The organism is Scytonema hankhaensis NUACC26, from assembly GCF_045865695.1.
GTDB lineage: Bacteria > Cyanobacteriota > Cyanobacteriia > Cyanobacteriales > Nostocaceae > Scytonema.
In genome coordinates, this window is record NZ_BAACAP010000227.1 from 14783 (window position 1) to 40555 (window position 25773).

A 25773-nucleotide genomic window follows, 5' to 3' on the forward strand; every position below is an offset into this window, starting at 1 on the left:
TAAAACCTGATTTACGTCTAGTATTGTAGTGAGAAAATTTTAAATAAAAAAAGGTTCCAAAATTTCTTGTGGTGCGGGCACAAAATTTCTAGTGGTGTGCTATCTATACAAGGACGGGCGAGGACGCCCATCCCACAAGATCGCAAGATAAGAGAATTTATTTTTTACAGTTCTCTCAGTTAGCTATGTTTTTGCGTAATAATCATGGCATATCCAAGTCACTCTCGGCAGCTTCTCAATAGTTGTGCAGTCCTCTAAAGTTCAAACTTCAAGAATGCCCATTCCTCCCTTAGAAAGCGGAGATCGTCTCTCTCGTGCTGAATTTGAGCGACGTTACAATGCTACTCCTGAAGGTTTTAAAGCGGAATTAATTAATGGAGTCGTATACGTGGCATCTCCCGTTAGAATTGTTCATGGCAGACCTCATGCTACTTTGATGACTTGGCTAGGGACATATTGGACAGCTACCCCTGGAACAGATTTAGCAGATAACACAACTACACGACTCGATTTAAAGAACGAACCTCAACCGGACGCATTGCTACGCTTAGAGGTTGGCGGTAGTTCTTCTATTAGTGATAATGGATACATTGAAGGTGCGCCTGAACTAGTTGCAGAAGTAGCGGCTAGCATTGCTGCTATTGACTTAGGTGATAAGAAGACTGCTTATAAGCGCAATGGTGTGCGGGAGTATCTGGTTTGGCAGGTGTTTGATAATCGGCTAGATTGGTATTGTTTGCAGGATGGTAAGTACCTTCCTTTGGAACCCGATGCTGATGGTATCATTCGCAGTCTCGTGTTCCCAGGGCTGTGGTTAGCGGTATCAGCTTTATTGGAAGGCGATCGCGTAAAAGTGTTAGCAGTGTTAGAATTAGGACTAAATTCACCTGAGTACATTGCTTTTTTGCAACATCTGTACCAGCAAAGATAAGGGAGTAGGGAGTAGAAAAATTTTGATTTGTTTTGGTATAAGAAAGTACGCGGTTACTCCTTTGATTTTACCTTACTACGTAATTCATCCTTGATTCGATTGAGAATAGAACTTTCATCAAGATCTGCCAAAATCTTATTAACGACAGCTTTAGGTCCGCTCGCTCCCCATGATGCTCCATTGGCCAAATAAGCCTTCGTGACTTGTCCTATGGCGTAGGAAGAAACGCCTGCAACTCCTGCTTGCGTCACGGCTACAGATAAATAGGGACCGAGGGAAATACCGCCAGTTGCAGGTGCAGATAATCCAAGCAGTGTTTTCAGGGAACTTAAACCCAAGTTTGCTAGTAATTCGCTTGCTGTAATGCCACCCATTCCAAGGGCAATTTGTTTTAATAAGTTAACTGCTCCTGTTTCTGTCATCGGAATGCTGTATAGTTTGGATAAACCTACGATGAGAGCAACATCGATTACTGCTCCACTCAGGAAATCTACTATTGTAATGGGATTGAGTGCGATCGCAGCTGCCTTTGTCATAACTGATTTCCAAATCAGTTGATTGGCGGCATTATCGCGAATTTTGAGCTTGCGCTGCACCAGTTGTTCGTTTACACTGTCAGCAAAAATCATTGTGTTAAGAGCAACCAAAGCTTTCCCTTCACGTTGCAAAACTTCCAAAATTTTTAGTTTGAGTTCCTCAATTTGAGCAGTTCCCGACCGTAACTGTATGCCATGAGTGCCATTAGGACGGCGAACCATCGTCCTCATTAATGGTGATGCTGCTGTCATCACAATTTCGTCGGGTGATAGGAGTTCTTTTACCCTCTCATTCCGAATTTTTTCATAAATTGCCATTCGGTCTGCTTCTGGATACTGGTCTACTTTATTAAACACCAGCAAAATCGGCTTACCCACCTCGCGTAATTGTGAAAGGGCTTCGTGTTCGACTTTGGTCATATCGCCGGAAATGACAAACAGAATTAAATCCGCTTGTTTTGCAATCTGTTCTGCTAGTGCAGCGCGGGTATCCCCATCGACTTCATCTAAACCGGGAGTGTCAATTAATTGTACTTGAGATTGACCTATGCTAGGTAAAGTCACTCGCAAAGCGTGTTCTGTTTTACCGATTTCTTCTGAAGAAAAGCTCCAGTCTACTGTTTGAGTGTTGCGGGTGACGCCGTGTAGAGGTCCTGTTTCAAAGACTGTTTGTCCTACCAAGGCATTAAGTAAGGAAGATTTGCCACGTCCTACTAAGCCAAAAGCTGCTATTTGAACTACCATGCGATCGAGTTTGCCTAACATGGTTTCTAAGTCAGCGATTTCTGTTTCTAGCCCTTCTTGTTCTTGGGGAGTGAGGTCGAGATGGGTGACTAAATTATGTAGTGCTGTTTGTGCTTGTTTGTAGTTGAGTTCTGCTTGAATGTCTTCAAAGGTGAAAATGGCACTATCGAGTTCTTTTTCCCATTGGAGAGAGTTGTCGTCTGTACTGGCTGGATTGCTATTGGGTTCTGGTATGGGTAATGTTGAAGTCATATCAATTTTGGATTTTGAACCGCAGATGAACGCTGATGGACGCGGATAGTTTTAAGAATTATGTAGGTTTGTTTTTGGCTGTAATTTTAAATTTTTACACGCCCCACCTTCCATCGTAATCACTTTTGATTTTAGAGTGAGGTGTAAAGAAGGTAGAGTTAGCCACTGGTCACTGGTCACTGGTCACTGGTCACTGGTCACTGGTCACTGGTCACTGGTCACTGGTCAACAAAACATCCTAAACTGAAGAATGCATCTGTAGCAGTAAGATATTGACGAAATCACCTGTGCGAAAAATAGTTATTGCCGGTAACTGGAAAATGTATAAAACTCAGGCAGAATCTGAAGATTTTTTAAGAGGATTCTTGCCAGCTTTGGACGCCACCCCCGATCGGCGAGAGGTGGTTTTGTGCGTCCCCTTCACCGCTCTAAGCGCTTTGTCAAAAAATTTACATGGCAGTCGCGTACAATTGGGAGCGCAAAATATCCACTGGGAGGAATTTGGAGCCTACACGGGTGAAATTTCCGGACCTATGCTGGCTGAAATTGGGGTACGCTATGTTGTTGTCGGTCATAGCGAACGGCGACAATATTTTGGGGAAACGGATGAAACCGTTAATCTACGTCTTAAAGCCGCTCAACGTTTTGGATTTACCCCGATTCTTTGTGTGGGTGAAACTAAACAACAACGAGATGCAGGCGAAACAGAATCGCTGATTACTCACCAAATAAAATCAGCTTTGGTGGGTGTAAATCAAGAGAATTTGGTCATTGCTTATGAACCTATTTGGGCGATTGGCACTGGTGATACTTGTGAATCCAAGGAAGCTAATCGTGTCATCGGTTTAATTCGTAGTTTGTTGAGCAATCCTGATGTTCCAATTCAGTATGGCGGTTCTGTTAAACCAAATCTGATAGATGAAATTATGGCTGAACCTGAAATTGACGGGGTTTTAGTGGGGGGAGCAAGTCTTGAACCTGCAAGCTTTGCTCGAATTGTCAACTATCAGTAAGGGGATTGGGGATTGGCGATTGGCGATTGGGAGCTAGGGACTAGAGGTAATAAATAATTAATGTCCAATGCCCGCTGCCCAATGCCCAATGCCCAAACCAAACCTCAATCCAAAACTCTCTAATCCAAAATGGTATTAACTATCCGAGAACACTGTTTTGAGTGGGGACAGCGCACTTACTTAATGGGTGTGTTAAATGTTACACCAGATAGCTTTAGTGATGGTGGCGATTTTTACACGCTCTCTGCTGCTTTAGCGCAAGCACGGGCTATGGTCGCAAGTGGTGTAGATATTATCGACATTGGAGGTCAGTCTACTCGACCTGGAGCCGAACAAATTTCTTTGAATGAAGAAATTAACCGTGTTTTGCCAGTCTTGCGCTTATTGCGAACAGAATCTCAAATTCCTATTTCTATAGACACCACAAGGTCTGAAGTAGCAAAAGCTGCTGTAGAAGAAGGGGCAGATATAGTGAATGATATTTCTGGTGGAACTTTTGACCCAGAGATGTTGCCAACCGTAAGTAGTCTAAATGTTTCTATTATACTCATGCATATCCGGGGAAATCCACAGAATATGCAACAAATGACTGATTATCAGGATTTGATGGGGGAGATTGTAGATTTTTTGACACAGCAAATTGCTGCCGCAATAGATGCTGGTATCGATCGCCAAAACATTATTATCGATCCAGGTATCGGCTTTGCTAAAAACTACGAGCACAATTTAGAAATTTTGCGCCGCTTACCAGAATTGCGTCAACTTAACTGCCCTATCTTAGTAGGGGCTTCCCGTAAAAGTTTCATTGGTCGAATTCTCAACCAAAGCGATCCGAAAGCACGAGTCTGGGGAACGGCGGCGGCGTGTTGTGCTGCAATCTTTAGTGGCGCTGATATTCTACGGGTCCATGATGTGAAAGAAATGCGCAATGTGTCTTTGGTTGCTGATGCTATCTTTCGATAATTGCCCCTCGAATTGCGATACGGCAGTATAGCTGTTAAGCTTCGCTTATCGCTCTAGGTAGAGCCATTTCCATTGCCAGATTTTTTCCCTTCATCATAGACACTGTCGGAAATCAAATCCATCATTTCACTGCCTTTACCTGGATCGACAAACACGACTTTAGCATTTTCGCTTTCCCCTAGTTTGTAGCTAGCATTGATGTAATCTTGAGCGACAAGATAACGCAAGATTTCTTTACTTTCGGGATTAGCCTGCAAAGCTGCAGAGATTATTTGCATAGATTCTCGCGTTCCTTGAGCTTTCTTAATAGCTGCTTGCCGTGCTCCTTCAGCTTCTTTAACCGCAGCATCCTTCCTAATTTCAGCTGCTTTCTGTTCTTCCATTGACCTCTGGACGCTTTCTGGAGGTGTAATCCTTTGAATATCTACTCTTGTAATCTCAACTCCCCAACCTAACTTCGGTTCGTTCGTCACTGGATCTATGACTACTTTCTTCGTCTGTGGATCTATTTGCTCATTCGTTACCTCATTTAACATTCTCTTAATAGTTTCACGCATATTACTGCTATCAGTATTAGCGTCCTGCAAGTCATTCTGAGCAATAACTTCTCGAATAGTTGTTGTCGCTAACTGAGTGAGAGCACCTTGAAGGTCGTCTACTTTATAGTAACTACTGCTCATGTTGACGATCCTCCAAAAGATCACAGCATCAACTTCTAAATAAACGTTATCCTTAGTTATGATATTTTGAGGTTTAATATCTAACAACTGCTCTCTTGTTGTGTCCTCCATCACAATTTGATCGAGCAAAGGCACAATAAAGTTCAAACCAGGATTGAGTTTTCGGTGCTGCTTCCCTAGGCGTTCGACTAAGGCTTCATTTCCCTGATTTATCAGTTTTGCAGATCCTAATGCGTACCCTACGAGCACTAAGACTATTGCAATAATTGGTTCCATGTAAGCTCCTAACTAAGTGTTTGGTAGAATTTATTATAAGGACACACTACTATGATGCCCCAAATTCAGGTTATTCTCTCTGGATGAGTATTGTAGGTATCACAAATTGTAGAAATAAGCAAGCTTTTATCAACTAAATACAAAAAGCTAGGGCAGTTGAGTCCTAGCTGTAAGACATCGCTATTAAATCACTAAGTGGTTACGCTTGCAAGTATTTTTTTTAGCCGTAACTTTACTTAATATAACTGCGATCGAGACTCCCTTCTACCCAAGGTTTAATACTGGATGGCAATTCAGAAATAAGACGCAATGGCAATTCAGGAGTAGAAAGAAACTGTGCGTAACCTGGGGTCAAAAATTCTCGGTAAGTTTTTGCTTCTGGTGTCAGTTGTTTGACGAATGCTAAAGTAGTCCCTTGAGTTAATCGTCTCAAGGATCTGGCTTCTTCACCTCGTCGTTCTTTCACGATGGAGTAGGCTTCACTTGCAGGATCGCTAATGCTTAAATGAGTTCCTCCAATGGCAGTTAACAAATATTTTTCGCTCTGTAATCGAGCGAAAGGTGCTATCTGATGTTTAAGTGCTGGGGTAATAGCATCTTCGGTTCCTGCTAAGATAAGGATGGGTTGGGTAATTTGGGCTAAAGCTTTTTTATTGAAGAGTTCCCCAATGACGGGATTTAGTGCGATCGCTTGACTCACTCGTTTATCTTGCAATCGTAGTTTTTTATCTCGCAATGAAGCAGCAGAACACTGCAACCAATCACCGGGAGATTTATCAAGATTGAGAGAGTTTTTACAGAATTTCCGCAAATCTTCTAAGTTCATCTCTGGGGTAACTAAAGCTAAAGCCGTGTAACCTCCCAAGGAATGACCGATGACAGAAACTTTCTCTGTGTTAAACTTTCCTTGAAGTTCTCCCAATTGAGTATTGAGTTTTGCAAGTTCATCAAGGACGAAGCTGACATCGAGTGGGCGATCGATAAATTCTGTGGGTGGTAGCAGTTTTCCTAAATTAGCAGCATCGTTTGCTTTATTCACTGACATGGCATTGCTACCTGGATGCTCGATAGCAACGACTGTTATACCATGTGAAGCAAGATGTTTCGCTAAGTATCTTAAGGATTTTCGATTAGAACCAAAACCGTGGGAAAGTACAACCAAAGGATTTTCAGCATTACCCCTACTCCAATAAATATCTACAGGTAATATACGATTGCGCCGTCGGTCAGAAAAATTTAGAGTCTGTTCCTGTACGATTTCGTTTCCGATTATGGATGGGTCAAAGGCTGGTTTAAAAGATGTATAACTTTTAGCAGATAACTCTCGTTCCAATAAAACACCTAGAGCTTGACTTTGCAAGTTACTTGGGTTAAGCTCTACTGCTAAACCAATAACTTGAGTTGCATCCACTGTTACATTTTCTCGTGGGTAAGCACGTAGGAATCCAAGCGGACTCAAACCATTGACTTGCTTAAGCGCGAGGTTGAGGGCAACTTGTATGGTATCAACTGTACTGCCCGGAAGCGCCGTATTCAAGGATGATAAAATTTGCCTACCTACTGGTGTTTGCCGTATTTCATCAACAAATTTATCGGCAAAAGCTGGATCTACAGTAAAACGCTTGGTCAAGAACTCTCGTATTTCTGATGTTAAGAAGGGTGACAAAACTTCTAGCCCTTCCGGCAATCTACCAGTTTTAGCAAACTTTTCCAAGTCTGCGATCGCCACTGACTGCTGAAAAGGACCCAAGCGGATGGTCACTGTTTCTGCAGCCAATGTAGAGGGAATTCCTACACCCCAACTAAAAGCTAGGGTTAAGCTGCACAGGAATCTTTTTAACCAAGATACTTTAGGTTGACGTTTGCTAACCAGAAATTGCATATAACTCGCGAGTCATTAGTTATGAGTACTAGCACATTTATGAATGACGTAGAAACTAGCAGTCTGGATTACCAGTTTTTAACTTAGGGATTTCCAACAAATAAATTATCCATCTTGTGGGACCCAGAGCAGCGCCGTGCGGTGAGTAAGCGTCCTGCAGGCGGGTTTCCCGCGCCCTGGAAACTAGCGAACCCGTTGGGGGAAACCCCCCAACCCCAGAGGGAACCCCAAAGCCCCCCGTTGAGGAGCCACTGCGTTGCTCTGGTTCCCAGAGTTGAAGCAAGTGGCGTGCGACGGCGGGGCGTCCTCGCCCGTCTTATACTGGTGGCGGGCTTTAGCCCTACATACAGTACTTAAAATTTTTCATAAATCATTTAGGATTCTTATATCACTCCTCTTCACTTAAAAAAGTTTCTTCTAAAAATAACATTCCAGATTTATTAGTAGAAATTTCTAAGATAAGTTCTTCATAAGCAGTCATGCGCTGTGTCACTGTGCGATAATCCTCAGACTGAGTACATAATTCCTCCCATAAGTCTTGAGTGCGAATGGTAGCGCCATCAAGAACATCTTCCGGGTCAATTCTAAGAGTCCGTTTTTTCACCCAGTCAAGAGAATTAATAAATTTTACGATCGCATCATAACCACCACTCCCCTCATCCGTGGATTTAGGAAGTGTAGGCATTGTTACCATATCACTGACTGCGCCTGTAAAAAAGCAGATGGAATCGGGTTCTTTGAAAAGAGCAACAAATGAAGCCACTCCAGAATCAAAACCTAAATCGCTACGATTTTGCAACCACAGCAAAATATAAAACTGTTCTTGATACTTTTGAATAATTTTTATTAAGTTATATTCACCAGAAGTAATACTTTTACCAGCCATCGGGAATAAGTTAATTCTCATAATTTTTCCTCTTGCTTAACAAATAAAGCCCGCTGATGCGGGCTAAAGGGAGTAAAACAACTGGTGATAATACTTTTAGAATCCAAATAAAGCTCTAAAAACACCTAAGACAGCACTGAAAGGATTGATGACTGTACCAATGGTATCACCAGTTTTAGCTACACCAGAACGGTAAACCACTACAACGTCATTATTACGAAGTATGGGGTTTGTGTCTTCATTAATCCCTGCTTTAAAATCTACCTTGACTTGACGCTTGGTTACAGAACCATCTGGATTCAAGCGAACTACGTCAACAGCTTTGCTGCTAGCTCTTGCATCATTAAATCCACCAGCTGCCAGCAATGCCTGATTTAAGGTACTATTGGGCTGAAGCTCTACTTGTCCCGGTCTTTTCACTTCACCGACAACACCCACTTGTATGCGTGTGGGAGATAAAGTTGTTGTCGCTAATTGTGTTGCTTCTGCCCGGTTGATTTCTGTTGCTGTTGGAATAACTACTGTGTCTCCATCTTGTACAATAACATCTTGATTGATATCGCCGCTCTGCAACAGTTGCCACAAGTTAACATTGATGGACTGTTCCGAGCCAGTTCTTGTGGGTCGGCGAATGATAACATTACGAACATCAGCTTGTGGTGTAATTCCTCCTGCCTGCTGAATTGCCCGTGTCAAAGTTGGTAGACCTGTAATACTTGGCGCACTGGTCTGAGTAGTAGTACCACCACCACCTTCTGCAGCACCCTGAGTGACTAAATATGACCCAGGACGATAAACTTCACCAATGATGGCTACTGTGCGGGGTCTTGTGGGATCGGCAGCGAAACTAGATGCAGATAAGTTACGTGCATTTGCTAAGTTTAGGGTACTTGCTGTGGGTACGTAAATGGTATCGCCATCCCGTAAGGTAACATCTTGAGGTAACCTACCTGTGCGTATAAATTCTTCTAAATTGAGAACAGTGACTTGCTCTGGTCTGCGTCCGAGTTTTCGCCGTAATTCTACTCTAGTGACATCCGCACTCAAGGTTACACCCTGAGCAGTGGTTAGTGCAGCGAGTACTGTTGGGTACTGTACCCCAGGATTGTCTCCCGCGCCTCCTTCTAGCCTGAGACTGTAGGCTCCAGGACGGGTAACTTCTCCAGTTACGGAAACGTTAATGGGGCGAGGTGATAGTAGGTTAACTGAAATAATAGGACGTTTTAAATAGCGAGAGTATCTCTGGGCAATTAAATCAGCTGCTTGTTCTGTTGTCAGTCCTAGAACGCTGACAGTGCCAATCAAAGGTAAGTTAATTCCTCCACCAGGTGGAACTTGGTACTCTCCTGAGTATTCGGGAACTTCAAATACACTCACTCTAATGCGATCGCCGCCTCCTAGCGTGTAGTTTGTGTCTACTGCCTGTGTCGCTCCCTGTGTCCTTCTCGGTGCAGGCTGTCTTTGCGCTAAACTAACAGATGGAACAGCGATACTTACAGATGTTAATAACACTATACCCACAAATGGATGGGCGAGCCATTTCACCACACTCGTATTATGCATTGCTTACCTGAGATTATTATCAATTAGATACTGCTTAAACATTTTTAACTTAATCCAATCATATGCCTCTCACTCACCTGCAAGGGGAGTGATGAGACGGACAGGTCGCTCAACTCTGAGAACCAGAGCACGTGACTCTCCTCATGAATTTTGGGGCAACGACGAAACCATCCCCGACCAATACTTGCCGCTATGCTAGTGAGGGAGTGGGGTAGGTGAGGAGTTACCAGTCTTAGGTTTTGGCACACAAACCAGACCTCCTTTTGATAGGTTTAACTTTGTGTACGTTGACGACTTTATTTTTGACTCCGAGATAGTTTTTCAATTTAACGCCAGTACCTAAGTTTTGCATTCCGACAACCTCATATATTGTTCCTTCAAATTCCACAAAATCTCGCGGTTGATAACGATATCGTTGTTTCTTGATTCGTCTTTGCCCAACAGATATTTTCTGACCTCTATACTGTCTTAAATTTTCACCATTCTTACTTTTATTACGGGTTCTACGACCAGAGGATAGTTCTGTACCTGACTTGACTGAACCATCTCTGCTGTCGATGTATTTTGCATCATAGAACTGTTCCATTGAACGTTTATTGCGTCTAATCTGTTCTAAATTTAATGACTCTATTCTTTTGTGAATTGTCCCACTAGCAATGACAAACGCATCATTGTGATGTGATTTTTTTAGATTGAAATCTCTCCTGACACCTTTGGTAATATAACCATAAGTTGAGCCATACTTCCCTTCGTTAGTTAAGCGCCATCGCACTATAGACATGAAAGTTTCACCTTTAAAAGACTTAAGTTTTGGTTCCCAGCCAAACAAGAAACCATTCTTTTTATGATTCTTTGGGGTATGACATTTATCACAAAGAGTAATAAGGTTTGCTGGTCTATCTGCTCTGTCTTCTTTCCTGAAACCAATGTGATGAACTTGCAATATGGGCGGGATAGATTTGTTTTTGCACTCTGGATTTTGGCATCTATGCTCATCTCTGTAAAGAATGTATTCACGAAGATTGTCAAATCGATATTGTTCACCTTGTTGGTACTCAATACCATTAATTTCACTGTTTTTGATTTTTTGAATGTCAAAGCTAGCAACTTCTATGACAACTTCTTTGACTGGAACAATACTTTTTATCCTGTCAATGATTTTGTGATGAGTATCAAGTTTTTGCTGAATACTTGGAGCTAACCAATTATCCTGACGCTTACGATTATCAAACCTGGAAGCGCGATAACGTTTTCTCTGACGACGTTGACGACGGTATACGAAGCGTTCTGTCAATCGTTCTGACATTCCTTGCAACATCTGAACTTCGCCACCAATCAACTCTTCTTTCTCGTTGACAACACTGTAACCAATATTGGAATATCCAGCATCAATCCCTAATTTCCCAGGTTGAGTGTAACCGCTAGAACCATAAATTAATTGAATGGTGAAAGGATTGCGACTGTGAATTTTTGCCTTGCCCTCTTTTAAAAGCAATCTAGCTTTTCGGGGTGAGGTCGGCATTAATGGATGCCCATGTTTGTTGACAACGTAAACTTTCATAACTGATATTCCTAATAAATAGGTAATCGTCAATAGACGTGGTTTCCTTGGCCAATGTTTTTCCAGGTTTCTTCTCACCAGCACTTCCCCTCTTCCTGTAGGAATGTTTAACCACTGAGCGCAGAATTCGGAACTAGGAAACGGGACGCTACTCCCTGCATTCCGAAGTGCCTATACATTCTGGATAAACGTAGTAAACCTTGCATAGCGGATTACTGAGGCTAATGACGAACCTCTAATTTCTTAGAAGCCCACACCTACCACGAAGTGGAGGTGTGTGGAGTCGTCACCCTGATTGACTATTTTCACGTATTCTGGTTCCCTGATGTTCACACATTCTTCAATTAAATTATCCTTCCGGAAGGGAATTATTTAATAAATTTAAATTTTATTTAAATTTTATTTAAAGCTCAACTCTCGCTTCTGTAAATTTCGTTATCCGAGCGCTAGTACATGAAGGTAGAAGTAAGGAGGCAGAGGGCAGAAGGCACAACATCTCTTATTGTAAGCTTTTTTTATGTTACTAACGATCGCTTTATTTCCGCGCCCTTGTACTAATTTTTTAGGTTTTGAATTTGTTGCACAAAAAACTTTTCTAAAGATGGGCGTGACAAATTCATAGCTATTAATTGCCCTCCCATCAAACGAAAACTCGCTAGAAAATCATAATAATCTCCTTTGAGTTCTCCTTGCCAAGAGCCATCCGGTTGGTATTCCAAATTTGCGACCCATTTTTCGATAATTTCCCAATCTCCACCGTGTCCTTTGACAGAGTATACGTCAGTTGTTCCTAAAAGTTCATTGAGAGATCCAGTACAAACGAGTTCGCCTTGGGCAAGAATGGCAACGCGATCGCAAATTTGTTCCACTTCACTCAAAACATGACTGTTGAAAAAGATTGTTTTCCCTGCTGCTTTCAGTGACAAGATAATCTCTCTCATTTGATAGCGTCCTACAGGGTCAAGCCCGGACATTGGTTCATCCAAGAATACCAGTTCTGGATCGTTAATCAGTGCTTGCGCCATCCCGACACGTTGTAACATTCCTTTGGAATAACGCCGCAAGAGTTTTTTACGAGCATCAGATTGAGGTAACCCCACCAATTCAAGCAACTGAGGAATGCGTTGGCGTTGAACTTTTTTAGGAATTTGAAATAGTCCAGCAACTAACTGTAAAAATTCCCAACCCGTGAGATAGTCATATAAATAAGGATTCTCTGGTAAATAACCTATACGTTCTTTAACACCACGGTCTCCAATCGGCTTACCCAAAAGCAGACCCCGCCCTGATGTTGGACGGATAATTCCCAGTAACAATTTTAACAGTGTTGTTTTCCCAGCACCATTTGGTCCTAATAGCCCAAAAGTTTCTCCCTTGTAAACTTTTAAAGAACAGTTTTTGAGAGAGACAACTTTCTGATTCATAAAAAAGCCAGTACGATAAACCTTTCGCAACTCAGAGGTTAGAACAACTGGCGGACTGTCTCGGGTATTCAGTTCAGAGTTTGGGGCGTCTGCAACAGACTTCATTTTGTGCTTCGGGTAACAACAATACGGTTTAATCTATAGGTTACCCAGTTGACTCTCAATAATAACATTGACCAATGACCAGTGACCACCTGACCAGTAACCACCTGACCAGTGACCACCTGACCAGTGACCACCTGACCAGTGAATAACGGAGAGGTATTGAGCGTTAATCATTTCCTCAATCGCCAATCACCAATCGTCAATTATCCAGTTAGGGGTCAGAGCCATTTGCCAATAACCAATCTCTAATGGTAAATACACAATTAAGTAGCTTTATACCAATCAAGGTAACCATCCTATTGACTAATCACTGGTCAGGTGGTCACTGTTCACTGTTCACTGTTTTTTACATACCCATGATTTCGTATCCTGCATCGACGTACAGGACTTGTCCGGTAATTCCGCTAGACAAGTCGCTACACAAAAAAGCGGCTGCATTGCCTACTTCCAGTTGCGTGACAGTGCGTTTTAATGGCGCGACTTGCTCAACATGGTGAATCATGTCCAAAATGCCTCCTACCGCACTAGAGGCGAGAGTACGAATGGGACCTGCGGATATGGCGTTTACCCGAATATTGGCAGAACCCATTTCAGCCGCAAGGTAGCGCACGCAAGCTTCTAATCCTGCTTTGGCAACTCCCATGACATTATAGTTGGGAATTGCTCGTACACCGCCCAGGTAAGAGAGAGTAACAATACTTCCTCCCTCAGTCATCAATGGTTTAGCGATCCCTGCTAGCTGTACTAGAGAGTAAGTACTTACCTCCATCGCCAACTTAAAGCCAGAACGAGAGGTTTTGCTGAAGTCTCCGCTCAAGTCATCTTTACTGGCAAAGGCGAGGCAATGAATGAGGATATCTAGCTTACCCCATTTTTGCTGGATTTCTTCAAAGGTTGACTTAACCTGCTCGTCGTTTTGGACATCACAAGGAAGAAACAAGCTGGGGTTGAGGGATTCTACCAGTTCTGCAACTTTCTTTTCCATTTTGCCTTTTTCATCTGGTAAGTAAGTGATTCCCAGATCGGCTCCTGCTTTATGCAGTTGTTGGGCGATCCCCCAAGCGATGGAGCGGTTGTTTGCAATTCCTGTTACAATAGCTTTTTTTCCTGTCAGGTCAAGCATATTAATTCTTAATGAGAACTTTCTTGCTTGAGCATACTAGAATCTGACGCTAGTTGTCTGGAGTTTTGAGCAGTATTAGTAAATATCATGCTCCGGGTACCTGTTAGCTACCAGAAAATTGTTACTGGAAGCTTCGGGGAATCTCAATATATCTTCGGTTTTTTGCTAAAAAACTGTTTTGTAAAAACTTTTGTAATCAACTATTAAAAAGTACTAGATCTAAACAGGAAAAATTATGTATCATGATGAACAATTAACTATGAGCACCAGAGGATAAGTATAGGAAAGAACAGAAAGGTTGACAATGTGTTCTTGATTTTTCAGGTGTATTCTTAGGGAATTAGTTTTATTTTTTCCGGCATTGGGTAGGGGAAGGGAGATGATGACACAAGATAAGGCCCTAGCAAATGTTTTTCGTCAGATGGCAACAGGAGCGTTTCCTCCTGTTGTAGAGACGTTTGAACGCAATAAAACCATCTTTTTCCCCGGCGATCCTGCCGAACGAGTTTATTTCTTATTGAAAGGTGCCGTTAAACTCTCCAGGGTGTACGAGGCAGGAGAAGAAATAACCGTAGCGCTACTTCGGGAAAATAGTGTTTTTGGCGTTTTGTCCTTGCTAACGGGAAACAAATCAGATAGGTTTTACCATGCAGTGGCTTTTACACCTGTTGAATTACTATCAGCTCCAATCGAACAGGTGGAGCAAGCACTCAAGGAAAACCCAGAATTGTCGATGTTAATGCTGCGCGGACTGTCTTCGCGAATTTTACAAACAGAGATGATGATTGAAACGCTAGCTCACCGAGATATGGGTTCGCGATTGGTGAGTTTTTTATTAATTCTCTGTCGTGATTTTGGCGTTCCTTGTGCTGATGGAATCACAATTGACTTGAAGCTATCCCATCAGGCAATAGCGGAAGCAATTGGTTCGACTCGCGTTACCGTTACTAGGCTACTAGGTGACTTGCGCGAGAAAAAGATGATTTCCATTCATAAGAAAAAGATTACTGTCCACAAGCCCGTTACTTTAAGTCGGCAATTTACCTAAAAGGCAGAAGGCAGAAGTTAGAAGGCAGAAGGCACGCCTCCTTTTCTCTTCTGCCCTCTGCCTTTCGACAGTGTAGAATGAGGAAGATAACAAAACAAATGCTTCAGAACTCAGCACTTTCCTCTAATTTCTCCACAGATGATGGCTTGAAGTAGTAGGCTGTATCTGGAAGGATTTCGTCGGTAGCTAAAAGATGACCACCGGGTACATCCTGATATTGGCAATATTAATCTTGGGAGGCGCGATCGCCACAGTGGGAGACCGGATTGGCACCCGAGTTGGCAAAGCGCGGCTCTCACTGTTCAACCTACGTCCCAAAAACACGGCAGTACTAGTCACTATTTTGACAGGAACTTTAGTCTCGGCATCAACTCTGGCAATTTTATTTGCTGCTGACGAAGGGTTACGCAAAGGAGTGTTTGAGTTAGAGGACATACAAAAAGACCTTCGACGCAAGCGCGAAAGTCTTGAATCCACAACTCAACAACTGGATATTACCCGGAAAGAACTCGAGCAAGCTAGAAAAGAACAACAAGAGAAAGAAGAACGCTTGCAAAAAACCAATGAGTCCTTAAAGGAGGCAAATACAAAACAACAAGCCACGCAAAATCAACTGAATAGCACGACAGAACAACTCAGCCGCACTCTGAGCCAACAAGCTCAAATTCAAGCTCAACTTCAAAATACCGAAACCCAACTCGATCGAGTTGTTACACGCTACAAACAAACTGTAGCAGAACTGAAAAACGTTGATGTTGAGAAAAAAAAGCTCCTGGCAGAAGTAGAAAAACTGAAGATAGGGCGGCAAAAATTGTTTGCTGAGGCAAAAAGAGCCATCGCCCAAGCTCAAGAAGCAATTGACAAGCGCGATCGCGAATTGGCTAACCGACAAGAGGTCATCGAACAGCGAGACAAAAAAATCAATGACTTAGATCGCCTGATTCAAGAACGCAACCAAGCGATTGCAGAACGAGAAAAAGTCATTGCTCAAAGGGAATCTCGCCTCAAAGATCTCGAAACACAACAGAACGAACTAGAACAGGAAGTCGCAAGGCTGGAAAAGTTCTACCAGTCTTACCGCGAACTGCGTTTGGGAAAACTTGCTTTAGTTCGGGGTCAGGTTCTCGCCTCTGGGGTGGTTCGCATCGAACAACCACCCGCCGCACGTCAGGCGATCGTTCAGCTTTTACAAGAAGCCAATCGAACGGCTAACCTCAGACTTACTGAACCTGGTACGAACACAGAAAATTCACAAATATTATTTGTTACTAAAGAACAAATTGATAACCTCAGCCAGCAAATTAAAGATGGTCGAGAGTATGTAGTACGAGTGTTTAGTGCGGGTAACTATGTTAGAGGAGAAAATAATATTCAGTTTTTTGCCGATGCAACCCTCAATCAAAAAGTCTTTACAGGAGGTGAGGTGTTAGCTGCTACAACAGCCGATCCCCAAAAAATGACAGCCTACCAATTACGACAGCGATTAGAATTACTTATTTCTGCTTCGCAATTTCGCGCCCGTAATGCTGGAATATTGGATAGCATTCAAATAGATAGTACTTTGTACCGCTTTATTAGCCAACTAAGGCAGTATAATTTGCCATTAGATATTAAAGCTGTTGCCGCCGAAGACACTTTCACGGCAGGACCGCTCAAAGTCAAACTTATAGCAATTCAGAACGGACAAGTTGTTTTTAGTACCTAAAGCGACTAATGACTATTCCTGACTCTCCACCAACACAACCAGTGATTTTGGGCTTCGACCCGGGTCGCGATAAGTGTGGTTTAGCTGTTATGGGCATAGATCGGCAACTTTATTATCATGAAGTTGTCCCTTCCGATGGTGCGATCGCTGCTATTTTATCGCTAAGGCAAAAATACCCCATTTCTTTGTTGGTCATGGGAGACCAAACAACAGCTAAGCTTTGGAAACAGCAACTCGAGCGAGAATTAACAGATTCATTGAACGTTATTCTTATAGATGAGAGATACACTACCTTAGAAGCACGCGATCGCTACTGGCAGATGTACCCTCCTAAAGGCTTGACTAAATTCCTTCCACAAGGTATGAGACAGCCTCCAAGACCGATAGATGACATTGTTGCCATCCTGCTTATCGAAAGATACTTAAATCGGCTAACGAATGATGAATGATGAATTATGAAAATACTATTCATAATTCATCATTCATCATTCATAATTTTTTACAGTTCTGCTCGAATTGTAAACGCATAGTCTCCGCCCGGTTCGAGTTGGTAGTCTCGTTGCTCTAAAAAACGACCCAACGGTTCTTTAATTAAGGCACGTCCTTGAGAGGGCTTGACAGCAAGTTCCCCGCGACGGAAATGCCATTGGAACTGCCACTCAAAATCGCCTGCTCTAACTTCACCTTCAAGATAGCCTTGTTGCCAGGATTGACGGAGAATCCTCACATGGGCAGTGGTTTCTGGTAAACGCTTAACACTCACGATGCTTAATTGTCAAGTTTTCGAGTAAAGCTAACTTCTTATAGCTTTACATTAACTCAGCATACTTCCAAATATCTCAATGGTAGTAATTGAACGACTCCCTTTCTATTCTAAATATTAACCACTTAGTGTTGGTGGGCATTGCCCACTCTACGCCTATAGGTAATATGTAGTAATCCTAAATCATCTATAAACAATTTTCTGTCATGTAGGTAGGGAAGACAGCCCACCACACAAGGTTTTTGTACGGCATAGCCCTACCTACGTGTTTGCAAATCAAATAGGATTGCTATAGCTAGCACGAAGCAAGTCAATCAAAATTTGATGACATTCACAACTTTGACCTGTCAGAATGCTTTGTAGTTGATTTACTCCTTGGACGCTCTAAAATTACCGATTTTTGTAGGTAGGGCTATGCCACACAAAGCGCGAATGGTGGGCTGTCTTCCCTACCTACTTGTTTAAGTAATTGAATGGCGGTTCGGGAGTAACTACAATCTCCTTCATCCAAAGTCTATTTGGACAAAGGGCTACACTCTTAGCACATTTCATCCATGTAAAAAATGAAAATTTTTTGGGAATAATTTATCATTTTTTCCGCATTATCTCTTTGTCAACTAATTGCCATCACCTCTACATACCATTTTCATATGTCTGTGTTATTTCTTTAATGGAAACTAACTCTTAAATAGCAAATTTTTTCTATAAATCCTATTGAATTTCTGAACAGAATTGAGTAGGGAAGGTAATACATACTAACAGTATTACGTAACAAGTAATAATCACTATATAGTTATTAAATAAATTGTTTTTATAATTAAATCAGTTTTAATCCAAAAATAGTTGAATGAAAATAATTAGTAGCTTTCTTAATAAAAAGATTGCTATTTTTTTGCTTTCAATATTTAATTTAAATTCTAGTTACTGAAAGCAAAAAACGGTTTTCTATACAAAAACTTTAAACTTAACGGTAATATGTGAAGAGCAATTTAACAAATTATGAATAATAATAATCGTGTAACTTAGTAAAAGTTCAGATTGAGTGCAGTTAAAGTTATTTTAGTTTGAGACATAGCGATCGCTATGTCTCAAACTAAAACTTCATGGCTGACAATAAACAATTAGGTTTAAGTGCTAATCAACTTAGACCACTTTGGAATGACATAAAATACTTTTTCCGAAGAAATACTCCAATTGTATTTTTTCTAACACATTGTATGGCTATGAAATAAGGAAAGCGTTGTTGTTTTCGTATGCCATGCATGATTTCCGATATGCTGCATGACGTAAATTTTGCTTCAAATAAACACATACGTTGACCAAATTAAGGGATGTAACTACAATGCCACTCTACACGCCTAGTGAAATAGATCGCTTTCAGGAAGACTTACCATATTTAATTGAAATCCAACAGTGGATTAAAAATTTTTTGATGAAACCTCACCCTAGTTTGGGTAGATCGGGTCCTGTATGCCCTTATGTGCCTCATGCATTTAAGACAAACAGTATTCAACTAGGAGTTATTCGCGCTCAAAATTTGCAAATACAGGAAATTGAAGACCTAGTTTTAAGCTATAAAGATATTTTTTTGCAAAAAGAGCCAAGAAACCAAGAAAATGAATTTACTCAAACTATTCTCTTAATTTTTCCTGATATTAATCTAGAAGATACTTCTCGACTCATTGATAGCGTGCAACAAAAACTTAAGGAATTTTTTGTGGATTCGGGTTTGATGTTAGGAGAATTTCATAGGCGAAATTATAGCTCCGGATTGCACAACTCCAATTTTTATCCTCTTCAAAGCCCTATACCCATTTTAGCTATTCGTTTTATGGTTGAGTCAGATTTACCTTTTCTGATAAATGCCGAGAAGTTAGAACTTCGTATCAAGTATCTCCAAGCTTATTTACGGCATTTTGATAAGGGAAATCAAGAGAGTAAAAATATCATTAATGCTCGTCACGCTTTGGAATTAGCAAAAGAGCAGCTTCAAAATGGGAATTTCTTGGAATTATGTTGCGAGCGCTCATAAATTTCTTCGTTTTTCAAGAGAAAACAAGAGATTTTGAAAATGCCCTAATTCGGTAGTAATTTGTTTTTCTGAAAAATCGTGTAATTCTTATACTGTATATTCATGAGCAATACCAAACAAAGTACGTCAATTTATAACAATTGCTTAATAATAGAAAAACCTCAAAATACTCAGCTAGAGAACTCTTTAGAATTATGCATTCATCAACTGTTTGAGAAGCAAGTAGAGCGATCGCCTGACGCAATTGCTGTTACATTTGAAAACCAACAACTTACTTACCGTCAGTTAAATCAACAAGCCAACCAATTAGCCTATCACCTACGCGCATTAGGTGTAGAAAAAGAAGTTTTAGTTGGGATTTGTGTAGAGCGTTCTTTAGAAATGGTAGTAGGGCTATTGGGAATCCTTAAAGCCGGAGGGGCATACGTACCAATCGATCCCGCCTATCCCAAAGAACGTTTAGCCTTCATAATGGAGGACACTCAGACACCAGTGCTGTTAACCCAAACGCCCCTGGTTAACAACTTACCTAGTTGTCAAGCAAAAATTGTTTGTTTGGATAGCGATTGGGAACAAATAGCCCAGAACAGCCAAGATAATCCTATTTGCGAAACAACAGTCGATAATCTGATTTATGTCATTTACACCTCTGGTTCCACGGGAAAACCCAAAGGAGTGATGATTCCTCACCGTGGAATACACAACCAACTTTTTTGGAGACAAACCACATTTGGATTAAGCCAAGTCGATAAAGTCTTACAAACAATTTCTTTAAGCTTCGATCCTTCTGTGTGGCAGATATTTTGGTGTTTGTTGTTTGGAGGTCAGTTAGTATTACCATCACCAGGCGAACATCGAGACACGGCGTATTTAGTTAAAACTATCTTTGAGCAACAAATTACTGTTCTCGCCCTAGTTCCTTCCCTACTCCGCGTGTTGCTAGAAGAAGAGGGAATTGAGAAATGTAAAAGCCTTCGACACATAACTTGTGGCGGAGAAGCCTTACCTATTGAATTGGTAGAACAGTTTTTTGCTCGTCTGAACTTGGAGAATGTTCTACATAACTGCTACGGTCCCACGGAAGCTTCTATTGATACGACTTTCTGGACTTGTCAGCGTGGAACTCATGGTATATTTGCTCCTATCGGTCGCCCAATTAGTAACGCGGAAATCTACGTATTAGATGAAAACTTACAACCCGTACCTGTTGGCGAATCGGGTGAATTGTATATTGGTGGTGTAGGATTGGCGCGGGGTTATTTCAATAGTCCCGAACTCACAGAGGAAAAGTTTATTCCCAACCCCTTTAATAAGTCAAAGTTATATAAAACTGGAGATTTGGTGCGTTATTTACCTGATGGAAATCTTGAGTTTTTGGGTCGTATTGACCATCAGGTTAAGATTCGGGGCTTCCGCATTGAATTAGGAGAAATTGAAGCCAAACTTGGGACGCATCCCGCCGTGCAACAAACTGTAGTCATAGCGCGAGAAGACGTTCTGGGTTATAAACAATTAGTGGCTTATGTTGTGGTAGATCCAGAACAAAACTCCACACAACGCTCTACTCCAAGTGAGTTGCGCCTTTTTTTGCAGGATAAGTTGCCTCACTATACGATCCCTGCTAGCTTTGTGTTTTTAGATGCCATCCCATTAAACCCTAATGGCAAGGTAGACCGCCATGCTTTACCCGCACCCGATAAAGGAAGTGACAGACATAACTTTGTTGAACCCCGCAATCCAATCGAGCGGGTTTTGGCAGCCATTTGGGCAGAAGTGTTGGGTTTGGAAGTTATAGGTATTCACGACAATTTTTTTGAACTAGGGGGACATTCACTGCTAGCAACGCAAGTGATATCTCGGATGCGTCAAGCTCTAAGTGTAGAAATTAAAGTGCAGTTGCTGTTTGAGACACCAACTATCGCGGATTTGGCACGCGAGGTTTCAGTCATTCAAAACCAAAAAACCGATTTGTTGGAAGATCGCACAATTCCCCAATTAGCCAATCGACAATCCGCCCCCCTATCTTTTGCTCAGCAGAGAGTTTGGTTTTTGGAACAGTTGGAACCAAATAACCCAACATACATCATCTCTCAAGCTTTTCGCTTACGAGAAACATCAGATGTAGACGTTTTTCAGGAAATCCCCATTGCCACTTATCCCCAGTCGCTAGTCCCCAGTCCCCAATCCCTAGATATAGGCGTATTGCAGCAGTCTTTAGATGCAATTGTTGCTCATCATGAAGCACTCCGAACAAATTTTGTTGTTTCTGTTGATGGTAGCCCCATACAAATTTTTCAGGAACCTCGTTCTGTGGAACTGAAGGTTGTTGACTTCACACAGCAACAAAAAAGCGAAACCGACTCTCAGGTGTTAGATTTCCTCAATCGGGAAGCACGGCGTTCTTTTAACTTATCGTCTGATTTGATGCTACGGGCAGTTTTATGTCGCGTAGATAACCAAGAATACGTGCTTTTGCTGGTCATGCATCACATTGCTTCTGATGGTTGGTCAATGGGTATCTTATGGCAGCAGTTGGCAACAGTGTATGAGGCTTTCGCGAATAAATTACCAAACCCGTTGCCAAAACTACCCATTCAATATGCGGACTTTGCCATTTGGCAGCGTCAACAGCTATCGGCTCGAGTTCTCAACCAACACCTGGACTATTGGAAAACTCAGCTACTAGATGCAAATACCGTACTGGAATTACCTACCGATAAACCCCGTCCCTCGGTGCAAACTTACCGTGGGGCAATGCAATCTTTGATACTACCTCAGAGTTTGGCAACATCTTTGACAGTGCGATCGCAGCAGGAAGGCGTAACCCTGTTTATGACTTTGCTTGCAGCATTTGGGACACTTTTGCATCGTTATACCGGACAAGAAGACATTTTTATCGGTTCTCCGATTGCAGGTCGCAATCGAGCTGAACTTGAAGATTTGATTGGATTTTTTATCAACACTGTAGTTTTACGGATTAATTGTTCTGAGAATCCTAGTTTTTCTACTTTACTGAATCGCGTTCGTCAAATGGCGTTGGGAGCATATACCCATCAAGATATGCCTTTTGAGAAATTAGTGCAAGAACTACAGCCAGAAAGAGACACTAGCCGCAATCCACTGTTTCAAGTCTGGTTTAATATGCTGAATCTCAAGGATATTAAACTGGAATTGCCCGGTTTGGCTGTAGAACCCGTCTCATTACCGGAAGCTTCTTCTAAGTTTGACTTAACCTTGTATGTGACGGAACAGCACCAAGGAATCAAACTGGAATTAGTTTATAATGCTGACTTGTTTGTAGCCGAGCGAATGGAGGAAATGCTTCACCAGTTCCATCATTTGCTCGTTCAGATTGCGGAAACTCCACAACAGAATATTTCTTCTTTATCACTGGTTACTCCCAATGCTGCATTACTTTTACCAAATCCTCAGCAAGAACTTTCTGTAAAATCAGCAGCAGCCGTTCATACAAAATTTTCTCAACAAGCTCAAAGAGTGCCACAAAATTTGGCTGTTGTGGATGGGCAAGTTGCTTGGACTTATGCCGAACTTGAAGAATTGAGCAATCAATTGGCGCATTATCTGATAGCTAATGATGTGAAACCTCAAGATGTGGTTGCTATTTACGGGGAAAGAAGTGCTTTGCTTGTTGTGGCAATTTTGGGTGTTTTGAAAGCTGGTGGGGCTTTTGTTGTTCTCGATCCGGCTTATCCTACTTCTCGATCCATTGATTGTTTGGAGTTGGTTCGGTCGCGTGTTTTGTTGACAGTTGGTTTGGATTCTGAATTTTTGATGGAATGGAACCGCAGATGCACGCAGATGGACGCGGATGAGGGTTTCTGCTGTTTGGATGTTTCTTATGATTCTATTTTAGTGGCGTTGCAAAGTTATCCTAAGAGTTGCCCGGAAGTGAGGGTGGAACTTGATGATTTGGCTTATGTTGCTTTTACTTCTGGTTCTACAGGTAAACCTAAAGGTATTAAGGGGAGTCATAGACCTTTATCTCATTTTGTGGAATGGCATCAACAGTCTTTTGGTTTGTGCGAATCGGATAAGTTTAGTCTGCTTTCTGGTTTATCTCATGACCCTTTGTTAAGAGATATTTTTACTCCCTTGTCATTGGGGGCGACTTTATGCATTCCTCAGCAAGAGGAAATTGAGACATTAGATCGGTTAGCTGATTGGATGCGCGTGATGGGGATTAATGTTGCTCATTTGACACCAGCTATGGCACAATTACTGACGGCGAATATTGAGAGTGAGATGGCGGATTTACGTTACCTGTTTTTTGCTGGTGATGTGCTAAAGTCACAAGATGTTACCAATATCCGTCGTTTTGCTCCTAACGTAACTTGTGTCAATTTTTATGGTGCTACTGAAACACCCCAAGCTATGGGTTATTTTGTTGTACCTGAAGATTTTGGTGTTAATAGCCTAATACCTTTGGGTCGAGGTATTGAGGGCGTACAATTACTTGTTCTGACCCAAAGCCTACAGTTAGCTGGGGTTGGTGAGATAGGAGAGATTTATGTTCGCACTCCTTACTTATCTTCTGGTTATGTTGGTGACGACGATCTAACTCAAGAACGTTTTATTGTCAATCCATTTACTAAGATTGCGACTGACCGACTTTATAAAACGGGAGACTTGGGGCGTTACTTACCTAACGGTAACATTGAGTTTTGCGATCGCATTGACGATCGAGTCAAGCTTCGTGGGTTCCGAATTGAGTTAGGCGAAATTGAAGTTGTGTTGACTCAACTTCCCTGTGTCCGAGAAGTTGTAGTTCTTTTAAGAGAGGATATTCCTAGTGAGAAGCAGTTAGTAGCATACGTTATTCCCAAGGAAAAACAAAGTTCTACAGCCAACGAACTCAGACAATTTCTCACAGAAAAGCTTCCTAGATACATGATTCCAGCTTCCTTTGTGATGTTAGAGACACTACCCCTAACTCCTAACGGTAAACTCAATCGCGCTGCCCTTCGGGTACCCGAAGTAGAAAAGAAAACCTTCATTGCTCCTCGAAACGAGTTAGAACGTGAGTTGGTAGAGATTTGGGAACGAGTCTTAGGTCAACCTGTTGGCGTGAGAGATAACTTTTTTGAGCTTGGAGGACATTCTTTACTAGCAGTGAAGCTATTCGCCCAAATCGAGCAAAAATTTAACCAAAAACTTCCTCTTACCACTCTTTTTCAAGCGGGTACTATAGAAGACATTGCCAGAATACTTTATCAGTCTCTTTCTCAGTCTAAAGAAGAATTTACCCAATGGTCGTGCTTAGTTCCAATTCAACCCAAAGGTTCTAAATCACCATTGTTTTGCATTCATCCCCTTGGTGGAGAAATTTTGTGTTACTACTCGTTAGCAAAGCATCTTGGTTTAGATCGACCGTTTTATGGGGTACAGCCACAAGGAATAGAAGGAAAATTGCCTTTCTTGACCAAAATAGAAGACATGGCAGCGCTTTATATTAGAGAAATTCAGTCCATTCAACCGAAAGGTCCTTATTTTCTGAGTGGTTATTCTTTAGGTGGTATTATTGCTTACGAAATGGCACAACAACTTTGCTTACAAGGTGAAGAGATTGGAATGCTTGCCATACTTGATACTTGTCTTCCTGGGTATAGCAGTCGATTGCCATTCTTGAAACGAACGTTGATGCATATCAGTAACTTGTTAGAACAGGGACCTGCTTACCTGTGGCACAAGTTTAATAGTTTGACAGAATGGACTCAACACAACATCACAAATAAGTATTTAGAACATTTAAAGATGTCAGAACCTTTACCTGACAACGATTTGCACGTAGCCCTGATGGATGCCAACGTACAAGCCATCAAAGAATATAATTTGAAGAAATACTCAGGTAAAGTAACTCTTTTGCGAACTTCCGATAAACAACGAGATAAAGAAAAAGCCGTGGGAGTGCAATACGATCCGCACTTTGGTTGGAGTAGTGTAGTGACAGGAGAAATCAATGTTCGTCTTGTTCCCGGTTCTCATCTGACTTTGTTTGAGGAACCTCATGTTAAAGTGCTAGCGGAACAATTAAGGTTAGGGATTGGGGATTAGGGATTAGGGATTGGGCATTGGGTTTCCCAGTTTACTGGAGTACAAATTTATCCGCGTCCGTCTGCGTTCATCTGCGGTTAAATTTCTCTTTAGTATTTTTTAGCCCGCACAAGCGGGCTTCATTTGCACAACTCCAGACTTCTAGCCTGAAGAGGTTAAATTCTTTGCGGCGAGATTTTAGATTTTTTGAGGTAAATTCAAAATCTAAAATCCT

General features: G+C 41.7%; 19 protein-coding genes. 8 read left to right on the top strand and 11 right to left on the bottom strand.

All coding sequences use genetic code 11. The features are described 5' to 3' along the window. Positions 1 to 274: 274 nt before the first annotated feature. On the top strand, positions 275 to 931 hold the full coding sequence (locus tag ACKTT2_RS33285) for a Uma2 family endonuclease (RefSeq protein WP_407894838.1): 657 nt from the start codon (positions 275 to 277) through the stop codon (positions 929 to 931). A 53-nt stretch (positions 932 to 984) separates the two neighbouring features. Here ACKTT2_RS33285 and ACKTT2_RS33290 read toward each other — a convergent pair whose 3' ends face one another. Further along, complete coding sequence (locus ACKTT2_RS33290) at positions 985 to 2463, bottom strand: GTP-binding protein (protein WP_407894840.1); 1479 nt, start codon at positions 2461 to 2463, stop codon at positions 985 to 987. A gap of 51 nt (positions 2464 to 2514) precedes the next feature. After that, positions 2515 to 2643, bottom strand: coding sequence for a hypothetical protein (locus ACKTT2_RS33295; protein ID WP_407894842.1), 129 nt, complete (start codon positions 2641 to 2643; stop codon positions 2515 to 2517). 107 nt (positions 2644 to 2750) lie between these two features. Here ACKTT2_RS33295 and tpiA point away from each other — a divergent pair, with 107 nt between their 5' ends. Both tpiA and folP read left to right on the top strand, forming a co-directional pair. Next, positions 2751 to 3476 carry a triose-phosphate isomerase gene (gene tpiA / locus ACKTT2_RS33300; protein WP_407894988.1) on the top strand — a complete coding sequence of 242 codons (726 nt, stop codon included), beginning with the start codon at positions 2751 to 2753 and terminating at the stop codon, positions 3474 to 3476. Between the two features lie 129 nt (positions 3477 to 3605). Further along, positions 3606 to 4439 (top strand): dihydropteroate synthase, encoded by an 834-nt coding sequence (gene folP / locus ACKTT2_RS33305; protein ID WP_407894844.1) that lies wholly within the window; start codon positions 3606 to 3608, stop codon positions 4437 to 4439. A 53-nt stretch (positions 4440 to 4492) separates the two neighbouring features. On the opposite strand, the gene ACKTT2_RS33310 is transcribed toward folP, so the two are convergent. The 8 genes from ACKTT2_RS33310 to fabI all read right to left on the bottom strand — a co-directional run bounded on the left by ACKTT2_RS33310 (position 4493) and on the right by fabI (position 13939). Then, positions 4493 to 5395: an SPFH domain-containing protein gene (locus ACKTT2_RS33310; protein ID WP_407894846.1), complete on the bottom strand. Its 903-nt coding sequence runs from the start codon at positions 5393 to 5395 to the stop codon at positions 4493 to 4495. 232 nt (positions 5396 to 5627) lie between these two features. After that, positions 5628 to 7277: an alpha/beta hydrolase gene (locus ACKTT2_RS33315; RefSeq protein WP_407894848.1), complete on the bottom strand. Its 1650-nt coding sequence runs from the start codon at positions 7275 to 7277 to the stop codon at positions 5628 to 5630. A gap of 388 nt (positions 7278 to 7665) precedes the next feature. Then, positions 7666 to 8184 carry a hypothetical protein gene (locus ACKTT2_RS33320; protein ID WP_407894850.1) on the bottom strand — a complete coding sequence of 173 codons (519 nt, stop codon included), beginning with the start codon at positions 8182 to 8184 and terminating at the stop codon, positions 7666 to 7668. A gap of 75 nt (positions 8185 to 8259) precedes the next feature. Then, positions 8260 to 9726, bottom strand: a complete 1467-nt coding sequence (locus ACKTT2_RS33325) for an SLBB domain-containing protein (protein ID WP_407894852.1) — start codon at positions 9724 to 9726, stop codon at positions 8260 to 8262. Between the two features lie 232 nt (positions 9727 to 9958). After that, complete coding sequence (iscB, locus tag ACKTT2_RS33330) at positions 9959 to 11287, bottom strand: RNA-guided endonuclease IscB (protein ID WP_407894854.1); 1329 nt, start codon at positions 11285 to 11287, stop codon at positions 9959 to 9961. Positions 11288 to 11841: 554 nt separating this feature from the next. Next, on the bottom strand, positions 11842 to 12816 hold the full coding sequence (locus tag ACKTT2_RS33335) for an ABC transporter ATP-binding protein (RefSeq protein ID WP_407894857.1): 975 nt from the start codon (positions 12814 to 12816) through the stop codon (positions 11842 to 11844). Positions 12817 to 12849: 33 nt separating this feature from the next. Beyond that, positions 12850 to 12990 (bottom strand): hypothetical protein, encoded by a 141-nt coding sequence (locus tag ACKTT2_RS33340; protein WP_407894858.1) that lies wholly within the window; start codon positions 12988 to 12990, stop codon positions 12850 to 12852. A gap of 172 nt (positions 12991 to 13162) precedes the next feature. Next, a complete protein-coding gene (gene fabI / locus ACKTT2_RS33345; RefSeq protein ID WP_407894860.1) occupies positions 13163 to 13939 on the bottom strand; it encodes an enoyl-ACP reductase FabI in 777 nt (258 codons plus the stop codon). A gap of 379 nt (positions 13940 to 14318) precedes the next feature. Here fabI and ntcA point away from each other — a divergent pair, with 379 nt between their 5' ends. From ntcA to ACKTT2_RS33360, 3 genes are all read left to right on the top strand, one after another. Further along, a complete protein-coding gene (gene ntcA, locus ACKTT2_RS33350) occupies positions 14319 to 14987 on the top strand; it encodes a global nitrogen regulator NtcA (RefSeq protein WP_033336565.1) in 669 nt (222 codons plus the stop codon). A 193-nt stretch (positions 14988 to 15180) separates the two neighbouring features. Next, positions 15181 to 16692, top strand: a complete 1512-nt coding sequence (locus tag ACKTT2_RS33355; protein ID WP_407894863.1) for a DUF3084 family protein — start codon at positions 15181 to 15183, stop codon at positions 16690 to 16692. Positions 16693 to 16700: 8 nt separating this feature from the next. Beyond that, a complete protein-coding gene (locus ACKTT2_RS33360) occupies positions 16701 to 17141 on the top strand; it encodes a pre-16S rRNA-processing nuclease YqgF (protein ID WP_407894866.1) in 441 nt (146 codons plus the stop codon). 50 nt (positions 17142 to 17191) lie between these two features. Here the strand turns inward: ACKTT2_RS33360 and ACKTT2_RS33365 are convergent, their stop codons facing one another. Further along, entirely contained in the window at positions 17192 to 17455 is a 264-nt protein-coding gene (locus tag ACKTT2_RS33365; protein ID WP_407894868.1) for a DUF3146 family protein, read from the bottom strand. Positions 17456 to 18797: 1342 nt separating this feature from the next. On the opposite strand from ACKTT2_RS33365, the gene ACKTT2_RS33370 reads away from it, so the two are divergent. Both ACKTT2_RS33370 and ACKTT2_RS33375 read left to right on the top strand, forming a co-directional pair. After that, positions 18798 to 19487, top strand: coding sequence for a DUF6875 domain-containing protein (locus ACKTT2_RS33370; RefSeq protein WP_407894870.1), 690 nt, complete (start codon positions 18798 to 18800; stop codon positions 19485 to 19487). Positions 19488 to 19589: 102 nt separating this feature from the next. Next, the gene (locus ACKTT2_RS33375; protein WP_407894871.1) at positions 19590 to 25559 is read left to right on the top strand and encodes a non-ribosomal peptide synthetase; all 5970 of its coding nucleotides are present in this window, start codon (positions 19590 to 19592) and stop codon (positions 25557 to 25559) included. Positions 25560 to 25773: the final 214 nt, after the last annotated feature.

Excerpts from the sequence above, each read along its gene's own strand:
- iscB (WP_407894854.1), bottom strand. The coding sequence starts at position 11,287 with ATGAAAGTTTACGTTGTCAACAAACATGGGCATCCATTAATGCCGACC.
- ACKTT2_RS33315 (WP_407894848.1), bottom strand. The coding sequence starts at position 7,277 with ATGCAATTTCTGGTTAGCAAACGTCAACCTAAAGTATCTTGGTTAAAA.
- ACKTT2_RS33360 (WP_407894866.1), top strand. The coding sequence starts at position 16,701 with ATGACTATTCCTGACTCTCCACCAACACAACCAGTGATTTTGGGCTTC.
- ACKTT2_RS33285 (WP_407894838.1), top strand. The coding sequence starts at position 275 with ATGCCCATTCCTCCCTTAGAAAGCGGAGATCGTCTCTCTCGTGCTGAA.
- ACKTT2_RS33325 (WP_407894852.1), bottom strand. The coding sequence starts at position 9,726 with ATGCATAATACGAGTGTGGTGAAATGGCTCGCCCATCCATTTGTGGGT.
- ACKTT2_RS33370 (WP_407894870.1), top strand. The coding sequence starts at position 18,798 with ATGCCACTCTACACGCCTAGTGAAATAGATCGCTTTCAGGAAGACTTA.
- ACKTT2_RS33320 (WP_407894850.1), bottom strand. The coding sequence starts at position 8,184 with ATGAGAATTAACTTATTCCCGATGGCTGGTAAAAGTATTACTTCTGGT.
- ntcA (WP_033336565.1), top strand. The coding sequence starts at position 14,319 with ATGATGACACAAGATAAGGCCCTAGCAAATGTTTTTCGTCAGATGGCA.
- ACKTT2_RS33290 (WP_407894840.1), bottom strand. The coding sequence starts at position 2,463 with ATGACTTCAACATTACCCATACCAGAACCCAATAGCAATCCAGCCAGT.
- ACKTT2_RS33310 (WP_407894846.1), bottom strand. The coding sequence starts at position 5,395 with ATGGAACCAATTATTGCAATAGTCTTAGTGCTCGTAGGGTACGCATTA.
- ACKTT2_RS33340 (WP_407894858.1), bottom strand. The coding sequence starts at position 12,990 with ATGATTAACGCTCAATACCTCTCCGTTATTCACTGGTCAGGTGGTCAC.
- ACKTT2_RS33335 (WP_407894857.1), bottom strand. The coding sequence starts at position 12,816 with ATGAAGTCTGTTGCAGACGCCCCAAACTCTGAACTGAATACCCGAGAC.
- folP (WP_407894844.1), top strand. The coding sequence starts at position 3,606 with ATGGTATTAACTATCCGAGAACACTGTTTTGAGTGGGGACAGCGCACT.
- fabI (WP_407894860.1), bottom strand. The coding sequence starts at position 13,939 with ATGCTTGACCTGACAGGAAAAAAAGCTATTGTAACAGGAATTGCAAAC.
- ACKTT2_RS33375 (WP_407894871.1), top strand. The coding sequence starts at position 19,590 with ATGAGCAATACCAAACAAAGTACGTCAATTTATAACAATTGCTTAATA.
- ACKTT2_RS33355 (WP_407894863.1), top strand. The coding sequence starts at position 15,181 with ATGACCACCGGGTACATCCTGATATTGGCAATATTAATCTTGGGAGGC.